This is a genomic window from Pseudomonas syringae pv. tomato str. DC3000, assembly GCF_000007805.1.
In the GTDB taxonomy this organism is placed as follows: Bacteria; Pseudomonadota; Gammaproteobacteria; order Pseudomonadales; family Pseudomonadaceae; genus Aquipseudomonas; species Aquipseudomonas avellanae.
Genome location: NC_004578.1, coordinates 631,242 through 647,557, shown reverse-complemented (window position 1 = coordinate 647,557; position 16,316 = coordinate 631,242). Strand labels below are relative to the sequence as shown.

The 16,316-nt window shown below is 56.2% G+C and carries 16 protein-coding genes and 2 pseudogenes; 4 read left to right on the top strand and 14 right to left on the bottom strand.

Translation table 11 applies throughout. From position 1 onward, the window contains the following. Positions 1 to 71: 71 nt before the first annotated feature. The 4 genes and pseudogenes from PSPTO_RS03085 to PSPTO_RS03075 form a co-directional block, all read right to left on the bottom strand. Entirely contained in the window at positions 72 to 2,213 is a 2,142-nt protein-coding gene (locus PSPTO_RS03085; RefSeq protein ID WP_011103211.1) for a tyrosine-type recombinase/integrase, read from the bottom strand. 23 nt (positions 2,214 to 2,236) lie between these two features. Beyond that, positions 2,237 to 3,247, bottom strand: a complete 1,011-nt coding sequence (locus PSPTO_RS03080) for a tyrosine-type recombinase/integrase (RefSeq protein ID WP_011103210.1) — start codon at positions 3,245 to 3,247, stop codon at positions 2,237 to 2,239. A gap of 63 nt (positions 3,248 to 3,310) precedes the next feature. Further along, positions 3,311 to 3,439, bottom strand: a pseudogene (locus PSPTO_RS30140) (DNA polymerase V subunit UmuC); the annotation flags it as partial. A 796-nt stretch (positions 3,440 to 4,235) separates the two neighbouring features. Further along, a complete protein-coding gene (locus tag PSPTO_RS03075; protein ID WP_046463945.1) occupies positions 4,236 to 4,709 on the bottom strand; it encodes a helix-turn-helix domain-containing protein in 474 nt (157 codons plus the stop codon). Between the two features lie 234 nt (positions 4,710 to 4,943). On the opposite strand from PSPTO_RS03075, the gene PSPTO_RS03070 reads away from it, so the two are divergent. From PSPTO_RS03070 to PSPTO_RS03060, 4 genes are all read left to right on the top strand, one after another. After that, a complete protein-coding gene (locus PSPTO_RS03070) occupies positions 4,944 to 5,402 on the top strand; it encodes a hypothetical protein (protein WP_226992713.1) in 459 nt (152 codons plus the stop codon). A gap of 63 nt (positions 5,403 to 5,465) precedes the next feature. Beyond that, positions 5,466 to 6,236, top strand: coding sequence for an SIR2 family NAD-dependent protein deacylase (locus PSPTO_RS03065; RefSeq protein ID WP_074805571.1), 771 nt, complete (start codon positions 5,466 to 5,468; stop codon positions 6,234 to 6,236). A gap of 122 nt (positions 6,237 to 6,358) precedes the next feature. Continuing rightward, a complete protein-coding gene (locus tag PSPTO_RS30135) occupies positions 6,359 to 6,592 on the top strand; it encodes a BPSL0761 family protein (RefSeq protein ID WP_057443293.1) in 234 nt (77 codons plus the stop codon). Between the two features lie 169 nt (positions 6,593 to 6,761). Beyond that, positions 6,762 to 7,274, top strand: coding sequence for a DUF6367 family protein (locus tag PSPTO_RS03060; protein ID WP_161439824.1), 513 nt, complete (start codon positions 6,762 to 6,764; stop codon positions 7,272 to 7,274). Positions 7,275 to 7,515: 241 nt separating this feature from the next. On the opposite strand, the gene PSPTO_RS03055 is transcribed toward PSPTO_RS03060, so the two are convergent. The 10 genes and pseudogenes from PSPTO_RS03055 to PSPTO_RS03010 all read right to left on the bottom strand — a co-directional run bounded on the left by PSPTO_RS03055 (position 7,516) and on the right by PSPTO_RS03010 (position 16,220). Then, the gene (locus tag PSPTO_RS03055; RefSeq protein WP_052746259.1) at positions 7,516 to 8,289 is read right to left on the bottom strand and encodes a hypothetical protein; all 774 of its coding nucleotides are present in this window, start codon (positions 8,287 to 8,289) and stop codon (positions 7,516 to 7,518) included. Positions 8,290 to 9,336: 1,047 nt separating this feature from the next. Further along, positions 9,337 to 10,203, bottom strand: a pseudogene (locus tag PSPTO_RS30035) (DNA circularization protein); the annotation flags it as partial. Then, positions 10,200 to 12,344: a phage tail tape measure protein gene (locus PSPTO_RS03045; protein WP_011103204.1), complete on the bottom strand. Its 2,145-nt coding sequence runs from the start codon at positions 12,342 to 12,344 to the stop codon at positions 10,200 to 10,202. The gene PSPTO_RS03045 and the pseudogene PSPTO_RS30035, both read right to left, overlap by 4 nt. Positions 12,345 to 12,474: 130 nt before the next feature. Further along, entirely contained in the window at positions 12,475 to 12,771 is a 297-nt protein-coding gene (locus PSPTO_RS03040) for a phage tail assembly protein (protein ID WP_005614160.1), read from the bottom strand. After that, a complete protein-coding gene (locus tag PSPTO_RS03035; RefSeq protein WP_005768018.1) occupies positions 12,768 to 13,115 on the bottom strand; it encodes a phage tail tube protein in 348 nt (115 codons plus the stop codon). Before PSPTO_RS03035 ends, PSPTO_RS03040 begins: the two co-directional genes overlap by 4 nt. A 60-nt stretch (positions 13,116 to 13,175) precedes the next feature. Beyond that, positions 13,176 to 14,672: a phage tail sheath subtilisin-like domain-containing protein gene (locus PSPTO_RS03030; RefSeq protein WP_011103203.1), complete on the bottom strand. Its 1,497-nt coding sequence runs from the start codon at positions 14,670 to 14,672 to the stop codon at positions 13,176 to 13,178. Positions 14,673 to 14,690: 18 nt separating this feature from the next. Then, on the bottom strand, positions 14,691 to 14,879 hold the full coding sequence (locus PSPTO_RS03025) for a DUF2635 domain-containing protein (protein ID WP_005768022.1): 189 nt from the start codon (positions 14,877 to 14,879) through the stop codon (positions 14,691 to 14,693). Beyond that, positions 14,876 to 15,466 carry a phage tail terminator protein gene (locus PSPTO_RS03020; RefSeq protein ID WP_005768024.1) on the bottom strand — a complete coding sequence of 197 codons (591 nt, stop codon included), beginning with the start codon at positions 15,464 to 15,466 and terminating at the stop codon, positions 14,876 to 14,878. The genes PSPTO_RS03025 and PSPTO_RS03020 overlap by 4 nt, the downstream gene beginning before the upstream one ends. 45 nt (positions 15,467 to 15,511) lie before the next feature. Further along, on the bottom strand, positions 15,512 to 15,850 hold the full coding sequence (locus PSPTO_RS03015; protein WP_005768026.1) for a hypothetical protein: 339 nt from the start codon (positions 15,848 to 15,850) through the stop codon (positions 15,512 to 15,514). Next, complete coding sequence (locus PSPTO_RS03010) at positions 15,831 to 16,220, bottom strand: hypothetical protein (protein WP_005739807.1); 390 nt, start codon at positions 16,218 to 16,220, stop codon at positions 15,831 to 15,833. The genes PSPTO_RS03015 and PSPTO_RS03010 overlap by 20 nt, the downstream gene beginning before the upstream one ends. Positions 16,221 to 16,316: the final 96 nt, after the last annotated feature.

Below are 16,316 nucleotides of genomic sequence, written 5' to 3'. Positions count from 1 at the left end.
TGAGCACAGGCGATTATATCTAATTTCGCACAGAAGGAATTAAGACAAACGCCGAATTAGGACGCCCATGATTATCGATTTTTTTTCGCCTCGATTTGACTGGGCGTTCTGCCATCCAGCGTCGGTACATCATCGAGCTTGCGTATAAGCCCATCCAATTTTGCTAGGTCACCTTCGACAATAGCCCGCTCATCGGCAGTTAGAGGCACGGCCTCCAAGTAATGTCCGATGGATGCTTTACTTTCCAAGGCCTGCGCTCGGGCGCTGGCTTTAGGGACATTAAAATCACAGCCGGCACACGCCATTCGATGGGGACAACTGCTCCAGAACGGATTTGAACAGTACGAATCGCCCAGATCATAAAAGGTATAGGGGTCAGATGAATGGCGCGCGATTACGTCGTGGTCGATAAGCACTGACACCATGTGCGACATTTGATCCGCTCTAACAAATGATGCCGCCAGCTTGGTGGGGCGGATGCGGATGTAATGGAGCGTAGAACTGGGCGAACTGTGCCCGGACCACTGCATAAGCTCCATTAGCGACATACCCTGTGGAACACTCGCCAATGCAGTCACGACCGAGGCGCGCCCCCGATGGCTGGTAATACGACCCCGACTATCGTCTAGCGGGACACCGGCCTTTGCACATAGCATCGGGATAATCGTACGGTTGATGACGCCCGCGCCCATGCGCTTGCCCCGAAACTGAAAAAGGTAACTGACCTTCTCCCCGGTTCGTTCATCCACAAGCGGTGCCTGGTTCACCGGTCTTTCTTGAAGCCAGACGTCGATTCGCTCTTTAACCACCACCGCCACAGGTTTGACAAAAGCCTTGAACGTCTTGCTGGCTGGAATATCGAGGTAGCACAAGGTCCCTGGCGGAATTGTGGTTCCGTCTTCGTGTACCACCTCATGGGGCTGGGCATGCGCACACCCCACGGACAACCGCATAATTTCATTACTGCGTAGCCCGGTGTGTGTCCACACCACAGACGCCGCCTGAACCATCGCCAAGGGGTAGTGAGTTTCCGAGAGCAAATCCTTACGCTCCAGGTTTAGGCTCGCCCAGATAAGCTTGAGCCAGCTGGAGTCGTCGATAACGCGTGGATTGATACCCGAGTTGAACGCCACAGTACGGGGTGTGGCCAGGTAATGACGGGGGCTGAACTTTAGGCGTCCCCAGCCCCACAGTTCAAAGTCGATGAAAAAACGGCGTAAGGCATGCAGAAACGCTCGTTTTGAGTTCGGTGCAATCGGTTGACCAAGTCCTTTCAATTTCGTACCGAGCGCTGACTCCAAAGCCCACTCACCAACGGTCATCCGGTCAATCGCCGCGATGACGGCCGCGCAGGTTGATGTGTTCCAATCGACGGGGGAGCTCACCCACGGCTGCTCGCGCGTCAACCAGATGCCGGTTCTCAACATGAAGCTGTAGTTACTTTCCCGTGTCCGGGGACGTAAGGTTGAGGTGTCTCGCCAGCGACGACACCAACTGACCCAGACAGGGTCAATACCCTCGATACTCTTTTCACGCCAGTCAGCATAGCCACGCTTGCGTAACGGTTTATCCAGAATACCCAGCGCAGCTAGACCATGGGAGACTTTGCCAACCAGCCTGGCAATGCCCACGCTTCGATGGCCTTGGCCTTTAATCAAAAGCACTTCCGTGAAAGTTTCAAGCCGAGGGTCGCCGTTTTCCAACATCAATGCCGCCAGCACGCCACTCAGGAATTTTTCAAGATGACGCGCTGTGTAGCCCAGTGATTTCAAAACCGTGCTTAAACGAGTGAGCTCATCCTTGAATATCTTGTGCCCGAAAATGAATGATGCATAAATCGCAGATTGGCGAAATTTGGTAATGCGCTTTGGCGTACGAAAACCTCCCATGTGGTATGCGACTGCTGCCAGATAAGGGCGCGACCCAGCTTGGGTATCGAGGAGAGCCAGCCACTGCATTTCTGACCAAGACCAATAGGGGATATCAGTCCTACTAACGTACCAGAGAATGACGGACACAGAGGAGACCGCCAATCGATCCGAAACGCCAGCGTGTGCCACGAGATCAATTAGAGGAATAACGAGTCTGGGTACACTCGATTGTAGATAGGCCCAGTCAGAACGATACCGACGATTCGAGAGTATAGTCCGCTCCAGATCCGACAATTCCTCTTGACGCTCATAATGATCCACATCAAATGGCACGTAGCTCATGGTCAATAATGCTCCCTTGACGATTACTCCGACTTGAAGAGTTCAGCGAACAGTCGGGCGTCCAGACTACCCACCGAATGCGCCAATCTTGCAGTCAGGTCCGCGCCCGACAGGTGCACATAAATCAAGGTGGTCTTCGGATCCCGGTGACCTGCATAGGCCGTCAACTCATGCAGTTTCCACCCCGCACGAGCCAAATGCGTGAGTCGCAGATGACGAAAAGTGTGTGTGCTAAGGCATGACAGATTTGAGTCTCTGGCCCATCTTTCTACCGTTTTACTCCACGTCCACCGCGTGAGTGCCGAACCTCGATTGCGATCAGACTCGGATCGAAACAGGGCTCCTTTCGACCAACCGGCCAGACGAAGGGCATGAAGATGCGTCCCAAGTATCGGCGCAATGTCAGGGCTGTAGCACACGACACGGCTGCGTCGGCCTTTGGTCGTTTCTGCGCGCACTGAAATGAGTCGATGGGCGAGATCCAGGTCTTCGATTCTCAGGCCCACCAGTTCGGCACGACGGAGCGCACCGCAGTACGCCAACGAGAGCATAAGTCGATCACGAATAGACGACCTGGCCGCAATGCTGAGAAAGTAACGCCACTGCTCATCCGTGGGGATGTCGGGCAGCTTTATCAGGCGAGGCACCAGCCCTCTCACAAACCCTGAATGTCCAGGGATCTGACACAGGCGGCCGTGCTGGTCGCGAGGTACCGGATTCTGTGCGCAACGCCCCTGAAACACCAGGTGGTCGTACCACAGGCGGATCGCGGTGAGGCGCTGGTGCAAGGTCGAGTTCGCCACCGCGTTTTCTTGCCCGGGCAGTAGCCGACGGATGTAGAGCGTGACTTGCTCAAATGTGATGGATTCAGCCTCCAGACTGGAGGCCTCGCAGTGGAGCAGGTAGTGCGCTAACCCCCGGCCATACGCCTCCAAGGTAGCCGGCGCTCTTCCCAGGTTCCCGAGCAGTTCCAGCCATTCCTGAACGCTAGGGTAGCGGTGAAGCACGTGCTCATAAGAGGCAGTAGAGGCCATGGCCAATCCCCCAGAACGTCGACAGAATAAGCGTAGCCCAGAAGCATTCCACCTAACTTACTACAGCGCGTAGTTGCTGCTGAATGCGACCACTCCGTTCTGGCGCAGAACATTTTTTATTTGAAAATACGGTGCACCCATCTTTACGAATGGCTTGGCGTCATAACTTCGGGCGATGACGCAGCCGTCGTTATATCTGAATGACCCTAACTATTAGTAAGATATAAGCTTATGATTTATATGATTTTTTTTGCGCTAACATTTTTCCATTTTTTTCGCCTGATCTTGTGTGTCCTGATGCGATTTGGGAAGCCTGAGATGGCTGCTTGTGCAATACATACATATGGATATGCGGATATTAAATTGCGCATATCAACAGGCTTTCCCGATGATCCGGAGCGTTGCGATCGTTTTGAGGAAATGGAATCACTTCGCATAAGCGGAACCAGGATCATCCCACTGCGCAGTCTCAAGAACCGGATCAAGCGCGGACACCTGCGACGGTGGGCAATATGAGCGGCACCCTATTGGATTTCAGCTACTGGTCACCGCCCGTTCAAATATCATCGCCGGAGTGATACTCGCCGTTTTCACGACGCTGGCTTGGGCTCTTAACTTCATAGCCCCTGACGTCACTGGCGTCTGCAGCATTTACGACCTTACGATCATCAGGTTTCTAATCGCGGGTGCCTGGGGGCAGTAGCGTGACCCTGTATCGCGCCCAGCAGCGATTATTGCAACGCCCCCAGCAGTTGCTCGCCGCAGGGCTGGGCGCAATCGAATATTTAGGGTACAGCAGCTGTATTGCCGCAGGCGTAATCTTCGGTGGCCCCGTGCTGACGGCGGCGTTTGTTGGGTTCGTAGATGACTTGGCCGGACGCTTACGTCCGTTACGCATAGCCCGAAGTACAGTCAGCCGCGGTGTACCTCCAACCATAAGTTGCCGATCCCAAACGACGAAGCTATGAGCGTTATTACGCTTTGAAAATTAGGTCGACTCAGAAGAGTCGGATTTTCGCCAGTGCCTGTCGACGGTCGTAGTTCCGATGCCGAGTTCGCGTGCGATTTCCGTCTTGGTACGGCCTAAGGACTGCAGGGATTGAACGGCCTTTCGATTGTTCTCGGCACGTTTGCCTCTCACGCCTCGGGCACCTCCGTTACTAGCTTCGCTTCGCAACCTTCCGGCCCCGACATACTCCCTCACCTGACGCTCTTGGCTTGCTTGATACTGTTCTAGCTTCAACATGGCCAGACGAGCTTCTACGGTGGTAAGAACGAGGCTCGGAGGTATACCTAAACACTCGCACAAGGATACGAGTTTGGCTATAGAGATGCTTTGACGGCCTAGTTCTACGTTCGCGAGGTATTCGCGGCTGAGCGCCCCGGAACAATCCTCTCTTCGAAGCCCGGCATCAACTCGAATTTCCCTTAGGGTCTGCCCAAGCGTCTGCAGATAATCCATCTCTCTTCCGTACAACCACAAAAGAGAGTATGAGGCCACGCTTTGACACCCCGCATCGCTGAGCTATAACATGTATATGTGGGGCAAAAAAAATGGCCTACTAGACCCGCCGGACAGCTTGGACATGTAAGCTCGTCGTACTGATGCGCCTCCATAAGCCGTGCCGGAAATCCTTTCAACTGGGCCGCCATACGGCGGGCCGGCGAATTTGCAGCGGTGTGCTCATTGATCTACGTGCTTGACCCAGTTAGCAAGGCAGTTCAGGCGCGGTCGCACTGTGAAGTGGAAGACCTTTGCTTCCTATTGACCATCACCTCAATTCAGACCGGCCAGCGGGATCGAGCTGCGATAGTTCGTTGCGCTTACGAACTGCAGTCCTACATAACTTGCGCCATGGATGTGAAGGTCGAGGAGGTGCAACTGCTGTGTCCGCCGAGCGTGAACGGCAGTGATGCTTGGAGCCTGGAACACCTGGAAAAAATCGCTTTTTACGAAGGGATCGGAACGGGCGAGTCCGCAGTTATTTATCAAACGTCTGGCAAAACCTACAAATTTGGCAATCTAGATCTACGCAAGAAGAAAACCCGGCGAATTTGGTATTCCGAACAGCACCTTTTTTCTCGTATTACTCAACAATCTCGTCGGACTTTGGACATGCGAGAGCCGCATTTCTACGCATCCAAGGTGAGATAGAGCAATCATTTCGTCCTGATCTCACACAGTCGACTAACGACAGGCGTTAGCCAAGGTGCCTCCCTGACTGAATTAGAGCTAGCTTCAAACGCGCTACTGAATGCCAAGAAAATCGTCTGCTTCTCCGGAGCAGGTATTTCAGTGGAAAGCGGAATCCCCACCTACCGGGAAAAACAGACTGGATTTTGGGCCTGCCACAACCCCGAGCGTTTGGAAACAGCGAAAGCATTTCGAGAAAATCCAAGCCTGGTTTGGGGATGGTACTTGTGGCGACGACAACAGTTTTCGAAGGCTCAACCCAATGCAGCGCACTTGGCATTGCGCGAAATGGCCGGATCAATGGGAACCGTCTCTATCATCACTCAAAATATCGATGATCTTCACGAGAGAGCGGGCTCCGTAGATGTACTCCACCTGCACGGCAGCCTGTCCAAACCAAAGTGCTTCGCGTGTCATCGGCCTGGAATGGTGAGGAATGAGTCGGCCATTATGGAAGAAGGTGCACTAATAGAGCCTCCACGATGCACGAGGTGCAATGGAAAACTACGCCCCGGTGTGGTTTGGTACGGTGAGGATTTGCTTCCAGACGTCTGGAAGTCTGCATTGTCGTTGGTGAAAAGCTGCGACGTGCTTATTTCAGTCGGCACGTCTGGAATTGTCACCCCTGCCGCAGATTTACCTAACATTGCTCTGGCTTGTGGCGCGACTGTCATCCACGTAAATACGGTTGATGTAGGGATGGGGGCGCCCAATGAAATCATGTTGATCGGTAGAGCTACACAAATCCTCTCTCACCTATCTGCTTTTTTGTCTCGCGAGCTCAATTCACCGTAACAAGTACTCACTCTGACTGTGTTTACTGCACCCGAACGCGACGTATTGATGAAACAGCCTGGCTAGAACGGACGGTGCGGAGCTCATTTTTCTATCCCATTAGCGGTTCTCGGAGGTTTGTGATGACGACTCCTAATGAGCGCAGCCGCGCCGTGATTCATACGGAAGGCTTCCTCAAACAGCTCGCGCGGGATACTTCCCTCCCTGAAAAAGTACGCCGGGACGCCCACTTTTTGCTTCGGCACTATCCTGAGAGGAGCGATGTTTTGCTGGCTGGGCGACTTGAGGAGGAGGCGACAATGCTGCCGTCGTTCCCGTTCTTGTATCCGATATTCGGATCTACGATCGATGAGTAGCGTCGCAGCACTGATCACCATATCGACTGGACAGACGCAGTTCGTTAAAGTCGCGCGGACGTCATTTTCTGTGCTACGAATCCCCCTCGCCGGCAGATGTCGTGTCCGGGATCAGTTGACCACTACAATAAAGACAGAGCAGAAACCCATAAAAATAGGGGGAAGAGACGTGAGCCTAAATGATCACTTGAAAAAAGCATTGAATTCTGATTCCAGCGACGAGCTTGATGAAATCACCGACCTTTATGTGACGTTGCCTGCAGAGGTCTTCAGTTGCTTGACCATTTCACTCGAAGGGAATTGGAAGGAAATTGATAGCGTCTGGTCTGCTCGGTTAGACGCAGCAGATTCAAAGAATAATACAAAATGTCACGTCCATATCGCCAAAACCAAGCATCGATCCTCAAAAAGCAAACAGGTTTCTTGGAACAGTGATGGTAGCCGGCATGATAAAAAAACATTCGATGTAACGCTGGGACAGAGCAGAAAGGCCCAGGCGATAGCTAGGAAATTTTTAGGCCTTGGCGAGTCCATAAGCCTTGAAAGCAAAGATTCCAAGCAGATGGTTGAAAGACCTCTACTCAGCACTGCTACATCCTTTTCGAATGATGGAAAAGAGGTGAAGGTCGAGTTCTACGTGGAAGAATCCACCGCCCACCTTCCCGCATGGTTACGATGGTAGCGGTTGTCGAAGTACGTATAGGGGGAGCTTAGGTCTCCTACTGCCGTCAGAGGGGCACGCACAATTGCGAGCACATAGATGATGTTGACAGCTCCGTTTCGCACGACCTCCCAGTATCCTGCAGACGCGGATCGCTGCTCCAATGGGCTACAAGTGAATTGAACGCAGGGTCACCACAAAGATTCGCGCAGTGGACAAGGTGTGATCACCGGACACTTACACTTTAGGTGCAGCAGGCAGATTAATTCTGGAACATTGACTTGAGCTCATCATCGCTAGCGCCCCGCATGGCAGCCTCAAATGAGTCGAGGTCATCGTCGGAAGGGATGGTCATTGCGGGTATTGCCCGAATCCCATCCGCAATGTCCCTGCGGCTCAGATTGCAGATGATCATCTGGCCGCTGTTGATCTGGTACTCCAAGGAACCACACCAGCGATTCATGTACCCTACGGTAGGTGCCTGGACGGCTGCGCTGGGGCGCTTTCTCATCTGGTGTTTAGCGAGGGACATTCGCAGGAGCTCCATCTGAGTAAACAGCATTTGGGTACGCTTTAGGTCATCCCTCATCGTTTCAATGAGCTCTGGTTTCTCGATGAGCAGATTGATTTCCTCGATACGTTTTTGGACTGTGAAGTTCTCGTAGCCTAGGGGCTTCTGCAACTCCTTCAGCTTGAGCGGCAGCCCTCCATTGTCTGCTGCTTTGAGGTACTTGCTGATTTTCTCTCGCCATGTGCGCATCAACTCGTAAGCAGAGAAAATCCACATCTGTGACTGCGCAGACAGGAACACCGACTGGTAAGGCGTGTTTGTCTCATCGAATTTACTACGAAGGTATCCGTATTCCAGATCCATAGTAAACTCATCCACAATCGCGAGATTCATCGCTTGGCTGCTGAAGTCGAGATTGTTTGCGAAGAACATCAGGCTGTTCAGAGCAGAGTAAATCGCCATCTGATCGATTTGCTCAGCGCTCTCATAAGTAATCTCTTCGCCGTACTCTTCGTAGTCATTCATGGTCTATCCTTTGAGCAACAAACACCTTAGCGAAATGTGCATATACCGAGCGTTTACAATCATCCAGAGGTTTCCTAACGTAGCAAGAACCTAAACAAACATCGCTCCCGTCGTTAGAGTTTGATTGAAGGGCTCAAAAGTGTTGGATCGGTGCAGTGTTTTCACCTCCCAAAGATAGAATGATCGCACCGCACCTTCCAGTGCGTCCTCCCCCTCCCGATAGCACCTACCTCGTGAAGTAAGTGCTGTACCGCAGTTACCACTGAACTGCATGGGGCGCGCAGTTCCCCAACCCGCATTCCAATAACAGAGGTCCGCGATGACCTGCTCGTCAACCTTAATCTCCAACTGTCCCCCGCGAGGAGTAAGTTCGGCTTGGTCGGTGCTAGGAAGCGTCGGAAGAAAAAGCCTTCCAGGATATAGGTCGTGTTGGAGATACCCCAAACGGTCGATACCAAGCGGCGCGGCAAGCGGCCAAGCCTTGCATTGGTCCTCCATCAGCCTATCTAGCGGGGGGGAAGCGAACACGGTTGTCGTGCTCAAAGGTTCAGGAGATGCACTACGAAGCATCCAACCGTCGGCCCAGAACTCCTCTAGATGTGCGGCCAAGTCAGCGTCGGCAATACTACTCTCCTCAGCTTGTGACCACCGGACGAGTGAAACCTCCACACACCGCTCCATTGAAACAAATATTGGAGAAGCGAAAGCGATCAGTTCGTCATCCGGCCGCGCTGTTTTTACGCGGGCTACCAAGCCTCGCATAGATGATTCGATAGCCTCTCTATCGCCATCGAAGTCAGTTGTAGCGGGGAACCAAATCGGGCGCTCAGGCCTGAGCAGGGCCAACGTCGGATGAACTGGTAAGGCCAATAGAGCACTAGCTTCAGCCCGATCCGTTGGCATGCCCCAGAACTCTTCAGCCACCGCCAACGTGCGAAGGTAGGCAGAGATAGCACGAAGGGCTGTCCGCGAGGAGAGCTGTCCGATGAAACCATCGCCTAGGGGGCGCGAGAAGTGCCAAGGATCTCCTTGGAACGGGGCGTCCGGGTAAGGGACCGTTTCAAGGTCGGAAGACCCACCGCTGCTGCCGGAACTCGACGCCAGGCTGATGGAGGTGCTGCTGCCGGAACCACTGCCGGAACTTCCACCCGAGCCAGCACCTGAACCGCCGCCGACCGAACTGCCGGAACCGGTTGTGGTGCTGGCGCCGCTGACACTGCTGCTGCCATTCGCTCGTCTGGATCGGCGACTGTCGCCGTCGAAACTGGCAAAGAACGTGGTGAACAACGTGCTCACCGTCAGCGGCGCATTGACCAGCGAATGCACCAGTGCAGTGACATCCGAGTAAATCGCCATGAACGGCGCAAACTGCCGCTGAATAGTGGCAAACACCCCGGACAGCGCACTGCGCAGCGCCTGAACGTTGATGCGCACGGCATCCACGACGGCCATCACCGAGCGATAGCGCCGAAGCGCCGAGTCCAGCAGGCTCGCGGACGCGCCGAGCAGTTGCCGCCGGGTATTGAGCGTCGACACAGGAAACTTGAGCGGGTTGGCCGGATAAAACACCAGGTCCAGCCGGACCATCCCGCCTTCAATCAGGGTGTGCGTCACACTGCACTGCCCGACCTGTACCTGCATGCGCCCCAGCCACGGGTGCACCAGCTCACCCGCACCGTCCTTCTCCAGCGCCTGAAGCAAGTTGTCCCGTTTTTCAAAACAGTCGCGACCGACAATAAAAGCCGTCAGCGTATGAACCTGCGCCTGCTTGCCCAGCGACTCGAAGTAAGGCTCGTCGCGCTGTGGAAATTCATGCAACTGCCCTTTGCGACCCACCGGGACGACGGCTTTTTCAATGAAAAAACCGACACCACGGAAAGACGCTGGCAGCAGGCTGTCACGCCATGTACTCATAATCCGGCTCCTGCGCCGAGGGTTCGATAACCGACGTTTGGCGAAATCGTCAAACCCGGCTGGTTGCTTTGCACTTGTCCCGGACGCATGCCAGGCGGTGCGTTTTCAAAGCGAATATTGAGTTCGCCTTCAAGCCGCGCGCCGGCCCCCGCAGCACCCTGTTGCAGCAACAGGTTGCCGGGGGCTGGAAAGTTTGGCGCACTGAGCAATTGACTGGTCGGCGGCACTCCGGTCGCCAGGTTGAGCTGCTGCTGTTGCGAGCGACTGGCGTCAACCGCATTTGCAGCCAGAAACGCCCCGGTTCCGCCACCAGGCCCTGCGTTGCGTACCCGTTGCTCTTCAGCGAACTGATTGACCTTTTCGGTGGCGCTTTTCAGCAAGGACTTATCCCCGTCGCCGCCAAACCAGCTCATGATCGGGTCGATGAACGGTTTGATGTCTGCCCACAAATCCGCGAACCAGGCTTTGATCGGCGCCCATTTCTCGATAACCATGCCCAGCGGCGAAAAACTGAACATCATTGCCAGCGCGTCGGTAAACGGCTGCGCAGCGGTCTTGATGCTTTCCCACAGGCCGGCGAAGTACTCGGAAATTGGCTGCCAATTGGCCACAACCATGCCCAGCGGCGTCCACGAGAACAGCGTCTGCAGGAAGTCGGAAAACGGCGTGGCCAGCACTTTGATCACATCCCACAGCGCCGCAAAAAACTCGGATAACGGCTGCCAGTTGGCTACGATCATGCCGATCGGCGTCCAGGCAAATACCGCCTTGAGTACATCCCACAGCGCCATGGCCGGCCCGCGAATCGCCTCCCAAACGGCCTGAAAATAAGGCGCGACGGTCGACCAGTTGGCGATCAGCAGACCTGCCGCCAGCGCCAGGCCGCGCACGATCAGGCCCAGCGGTGACAGGCCCATCACCGCACTCAGTACGCTCATGGCAGTCGTTGCGGTCATTACCGCAACTTGCAAGACGCCGAACGCAATTGCAGCGGCCACCACACCCTTGATCACGCCAGGGTGTTCGGCCGCCAGTGCGGCGACCTGAGAAATCATCGGCCCGATCACGGCCATTGCCTGGTTCATCGCAGGCAGAAACATGCTGCCGATGTTGATGCCCAGACGATCGACACGGTTGGTCATCTCTTTGATGGCCGTGGCCGTGGTCTGCGAGTTGTCGGCGAATTCCTTCTCGAGGGTGCCGCTGTTCTGCACGCCCTCGCCGACCTTGGCCAGGTTGGACCTGAGCACATCGAGGTTGGCCAGCAATGGTGTAATCGCACCCAGCGATTCAGCGCCGAACAGTTGCGTGATGACATCCGACTGTTTGTCGGGGTCAACACTTGAGACAGCCGTCAGGACCTTTTCAATGGTCCCGGACGGGTCGCTCTGCATGCCCTGGGTCAGCTGGTTGACGTCGAGTTGCAACGCCTCGAACGCCCCCGCTTTCGCCGCGCCGCCTTCGGTCAACGACTGCATGAAGCGCTTCATGCCGCTGGCGGCCACATCGGCCGGTACATCGACGCTGGCCAAAGTGGCGCCCATCGCCGCCAGTTGCCCGGATGCCAGACCCGCAACCGGCCCGAGCGGGCCCATTGCGGTGACCATGGTGGCAATTTTCTTTTCCAGATTGTTGCCGCCGAGCACGTTGATCTTCTCGGACAGCGCCGCGACTTGCGGTTGAGTCATCTGGAACGAAGATCGCCACGAGGCCATCATGTCGCCCGACTCGGCCGCCGTCTGATCGAAGGCGACCCCCATTTTCACGGCATCGCTGGCAAACCCGGTCAGTTCTTCGCGCGGTACATTGGCCTTGGCACCGGCGGCAACAATCGCCGCGATGCCGTTGGCGCTTTCCGGCAGCCGTTCACTGAGGTCCAGAATATCGGACCCCATCTGCTGAAATTGCTGCGGTGTTTCAAAGGTAACTGACCGTTTCACGCCGGCCATGCTGGTCTCGAAACCGATCGCTGCCTTTACCCCGGCAATCAAAGGCCCCGCCAAAGCGTTGTCCGTGATCGCCTTGCCAAGTTCTATGGCCCCCAGACTGGTCTCGAGGCCTTTGACGTTGTTGCGGATAGTTGCCAGCGTTGGAGACAGCTGGTCGACGCCGGTAATCAGCGTTCTGATAGTGTCTGCCATCACTCCCCCTGCAGGATCTGGTTGATGCGTTGCGCCTGCAAGATCGATTCGGTGATGACGTCCAGCTCCCTGGACATCATCAGTTCGGGATCGGTCTTCCAGAAGTACGCGAGGTCGTAAACGACGGCGATCAGTCCTTCAAGGTTGCTGATGCCGCTGCCATGAAAAAACTCGCAACCTTCCAGCTCAACGTGTTGATGTCGCACAGATCCATCTGATTGACCGACGAGGGCGGAATCCCGGCGCAGACGGCGATGTACTTCGCCGCCACGTCCAGGTCCAGCGACACGTCTTCGTTCTTGTCGATCTTGTACGGCAGGGCCTTGATGGCTCGCGCTTCCTGCGCCGTAGGACGTCGGAATGTCACCTGCGAAAGGGTTTCCCCGTGTGCTTCGATCGGGCTGGCAAGGTCGATGACTTCACTCATTGCCAGCTCCCCTGACTGCCTTCGAATTTGAAATCGATGGCGCCGTCATCTGCCTTGCTGATCGGGTCTTCGACCAGGTAAGCGCCGGACAGTACGTAGATCTTGCCGTTGCTGAATTCACAGGTGATGGTCATGTCCACACCGGTGGTGAGCAGCTTGATCGGCAGGTCCGCGGTATGCAGCGCCTGAAATTTCAACCAGGCCGCCTTGTCGACTTCCTTGTAGTAGCCCGGCACGACCGTATCGCGCTTGACGTTCGTCAGAGGGGCTTCGCCGCCGCCAATGATGGTCAATTGGGTGCCATCCACTTTGATGTAGCAGGTACCCGCAACTTTCTGACCCATGTTGTTTATCTCCAGAATGAAAAAACCCGCACGCGGCGGGCTTGAAAGGGTGAGTGAGGCTTACGCCGCTTCGTCGTACTGCAAGCGGAACTGGTTGAGCAGCGCGAACACGCGCAGGCCGTTGATGTAATCAGGCGGGAACATCACGTTCACGCGGCTTGGATCATTGCCGTCACGCTCGACGATCAGGTGCTGGGCGAACACTTCGGCGTTCTCCACATGGCCTTCTTCTTGAAGACGGGCGTACTGCGCAATCAACTCGCCACGAATGGTGCTCGGCGTGATGATCGGCTGACCCGCACCAAAGCGCGTACCATCGCTGGCCAGCTTGTGACGACCGTATTTGCTGGTGATGATGCCTTGCAGACGACGAATGATGAACGCCGACTGGTGCATGGTTTCGCTGTCCAGGTACGAGTTATCAGCCTGGCCGTAGGCGTTCTTCTGATAGGTAGTGATCGAGCGTTGAATGCGCACGTAACCGCCTTCGTAGTACGCCGTCGCGATGCCATAACGCAGCAGTGACTCACGCTCGGTCAGGGTGAAACGCTGACTGGCTGGCGCCGGGTCCAGGCCGGGCATGGTGCCGCTCTGGGTCGGACGGCTGGAGTCGGCAGAAATGAACACTGCAGTGCGCGCAGCCAGGGCAGCGGCCTGCAGCCAGACCGGTTGCGGCACACCGGTTTCCACGCCTTGAATGGTGATGTGCTGATCGTTGCGCAGTTGGCCAGCAGCCACCAGCGTACCGACCGTACCGCGCTTGGCGCTGTACACATGGCCATACAGTTGACGCGCCCAACTCCAGCGACCCGTGCTATCGTCCATCGCCGCTTTCCAGGCATCCAGGGTGCTGGTATCAGTCCATGGCATGCACAGAAACTCGAACGGTTCGTCGCCCAACGCAGCCAGCGCCTTGAGCTGATCAGGCGTACCCACGCCACCGGTCATGGCAGTCACTGCGGCAGTCAGGCCAGCTGGAATGACCTCACCGTTGGTTTTGCCCAGACGATTGAATTCCAGATGAATGTCGTTGCCGCTTGCCCCGCTCCATTTGCAGGAAAGGGTCAGCACGCCGGCCTCGACAACGGCCTTGATCGGCAGATCGGGCGTGGCATTGATCTTCACCGACAGCGCGGTTGCGGCTTGTGCAGCCGTTGCGCCGTTAACGACAGTCGCCTGCACCCGTGCACCGCCGACATACAGATTCAGCAAGCCCGCTTCGGTCGCCGCCCCCGTCAGGGTAATGGTTGCACCGGCCTTGACACCTTCTGTGTTGAGCAGCGGCAGGCACCAGACTTCCCCGGTCGGATCAGCCTTGCGCCAGATTTCGTACATGGCCGCCAGCATGGAACCCTGACCGCCGATGTTTTTTGCCAGCGCCACGCTGGGCACCAGCACCAGGGAGCCGAGTTCAGGTCCGGATACGTCGTCGTTGACCTGAGCAACGATCAGGCGACGCATGCTTGCCGAAGCGCTGTTGGCGGCCGTGTTGTCCATCTCCGCATAAAACAGCGGCACGCGGACATCGGATGGAATGTTGTTAAAACTGATAGCCATTATTGGGCTTCCTCTTGGTTAGGCTGTGAAGGCCTGATAGGTGGTAGGGGTTTGCTCGGTCTGAATGGTGATGTCGCCGTCGTTCTGACGACGCTGCCACCAGGCATTGAATGCCACCTGCCGACCTTCGACGGGCAGCAAATCGCCCGCCTCCGGATCCGGCACAGTGCGGCCTTCGGCCGGTACTACAGTGATGCGTTGGGTCATGGTGTTACCTCTGCGGTGAACTTCGCTTCGAGACGGCCATCAGGGCCTGGGGATTTCAGATTCGGGTCGGCGGGATCGACGCAGTCCATCTCGAGGGTCGCGCCGGTAAAACCCGGCAAACCATCCAGATACGCTTCGTGCCAGGTTTCGGCGGGCTGATCCGAGGTGCTGCGGCCCAGCTGAAACTGCGCGGCAAAACCGAAGCGATAGGTCACGCGTGCGCCGCTGATCTGCACCAGCGCACCGCCCGTGTATTGCATCGCGTCGTAATCGCGGTCAGCGTTCCAGCCCACCAGCGCGCGCCACAACTCGGCGCGAACGGCGTGCAACTGATCGCTGGCCTGCTGTCCGCGCTTGTCGTCACTGTCAAGCACCACCACGATGTCGATCTGGTCGGTGATGTTCTGGCGAATGACGTTTTGCAGGTCATTGGCCGTGGCCACATCACCCGTAGCGATGACATAGGCCGAGGGGTGCGCAAGTTGATCGCCAAGAGCAACCGCAGCCCAGTCGATGCCAGCGCTGATGCGACCGGCAAAGGTCGGGCAGGTCGCCTGCAAATGGGCAACTATCGGGGTTATCTTCATAAGGGGTTCCGCGTGTAGTAAGGGTTGATCCGGCGTGAGAAATGCCTACTGATTTGCCTTGCCCAGCGCTTCATCGGCCTTGTCCGCAGCGCGGTTGGCAGCATGCGCAGCCTGACTGGCGATAGACGCCGCCGTCTCGACCTTGTCCGCCGCCTGGGTGGTGGTTTCGGCCAGCCTGTCCAGGCGACGATCGCGCTTGCCCAAGGCTGCATCGTAGGCATCACGAACCTCGGCCAACTGCCGGGTGTGCTCGGCACTGGCCGACCATTGCCCGGCCTGAAAACCGAGCATCAGGCACCCGGCAATCAACAACACGGCGATCAGCCAGATCTCCAGCCGCCGCCACCAGTGGCGAGCTATAAAATCAATTGCGCATCTGTGCATCATTGGCACCTCCGAGCTTGGAACGGAGCCGGGCAATTTCGGCACTCTGCGTGGTGACCTTGTCGGTGAGCTGAACGATGTGGCTGGTGAGGGCTTCAATCTTGCCTTCCATACGGCCAACCGCAGCGGCGAGTTCGTTGCGCTCCCTGGCAAACTGATCGGACCGCGCTTCAGCCTCCTTGCGAGCTTGCCGCTCGGAGTCGAGCAGTTCATTGAGGCGGCGAACCGTACCGATATCAGCGTTATCCATCGCCCGGTCAGTGGCATCCCTTGAAAGAAACTTGCGCAGCCACAAAAAGCCGCCAAGCAGAATGGTGCCCGTTCCGCCCAGCCAGGTAGCTGTGCCTGGGCCTAGGTCGGTTGGGTCCATGGGTACTCCAGATACGAAAAAGCCCCGGCAGATGCCGAGGCCTGAGATAGCCGTGCGTGTCATATCAGTGTTCAACCGCACGGAAAGCAGGAACTT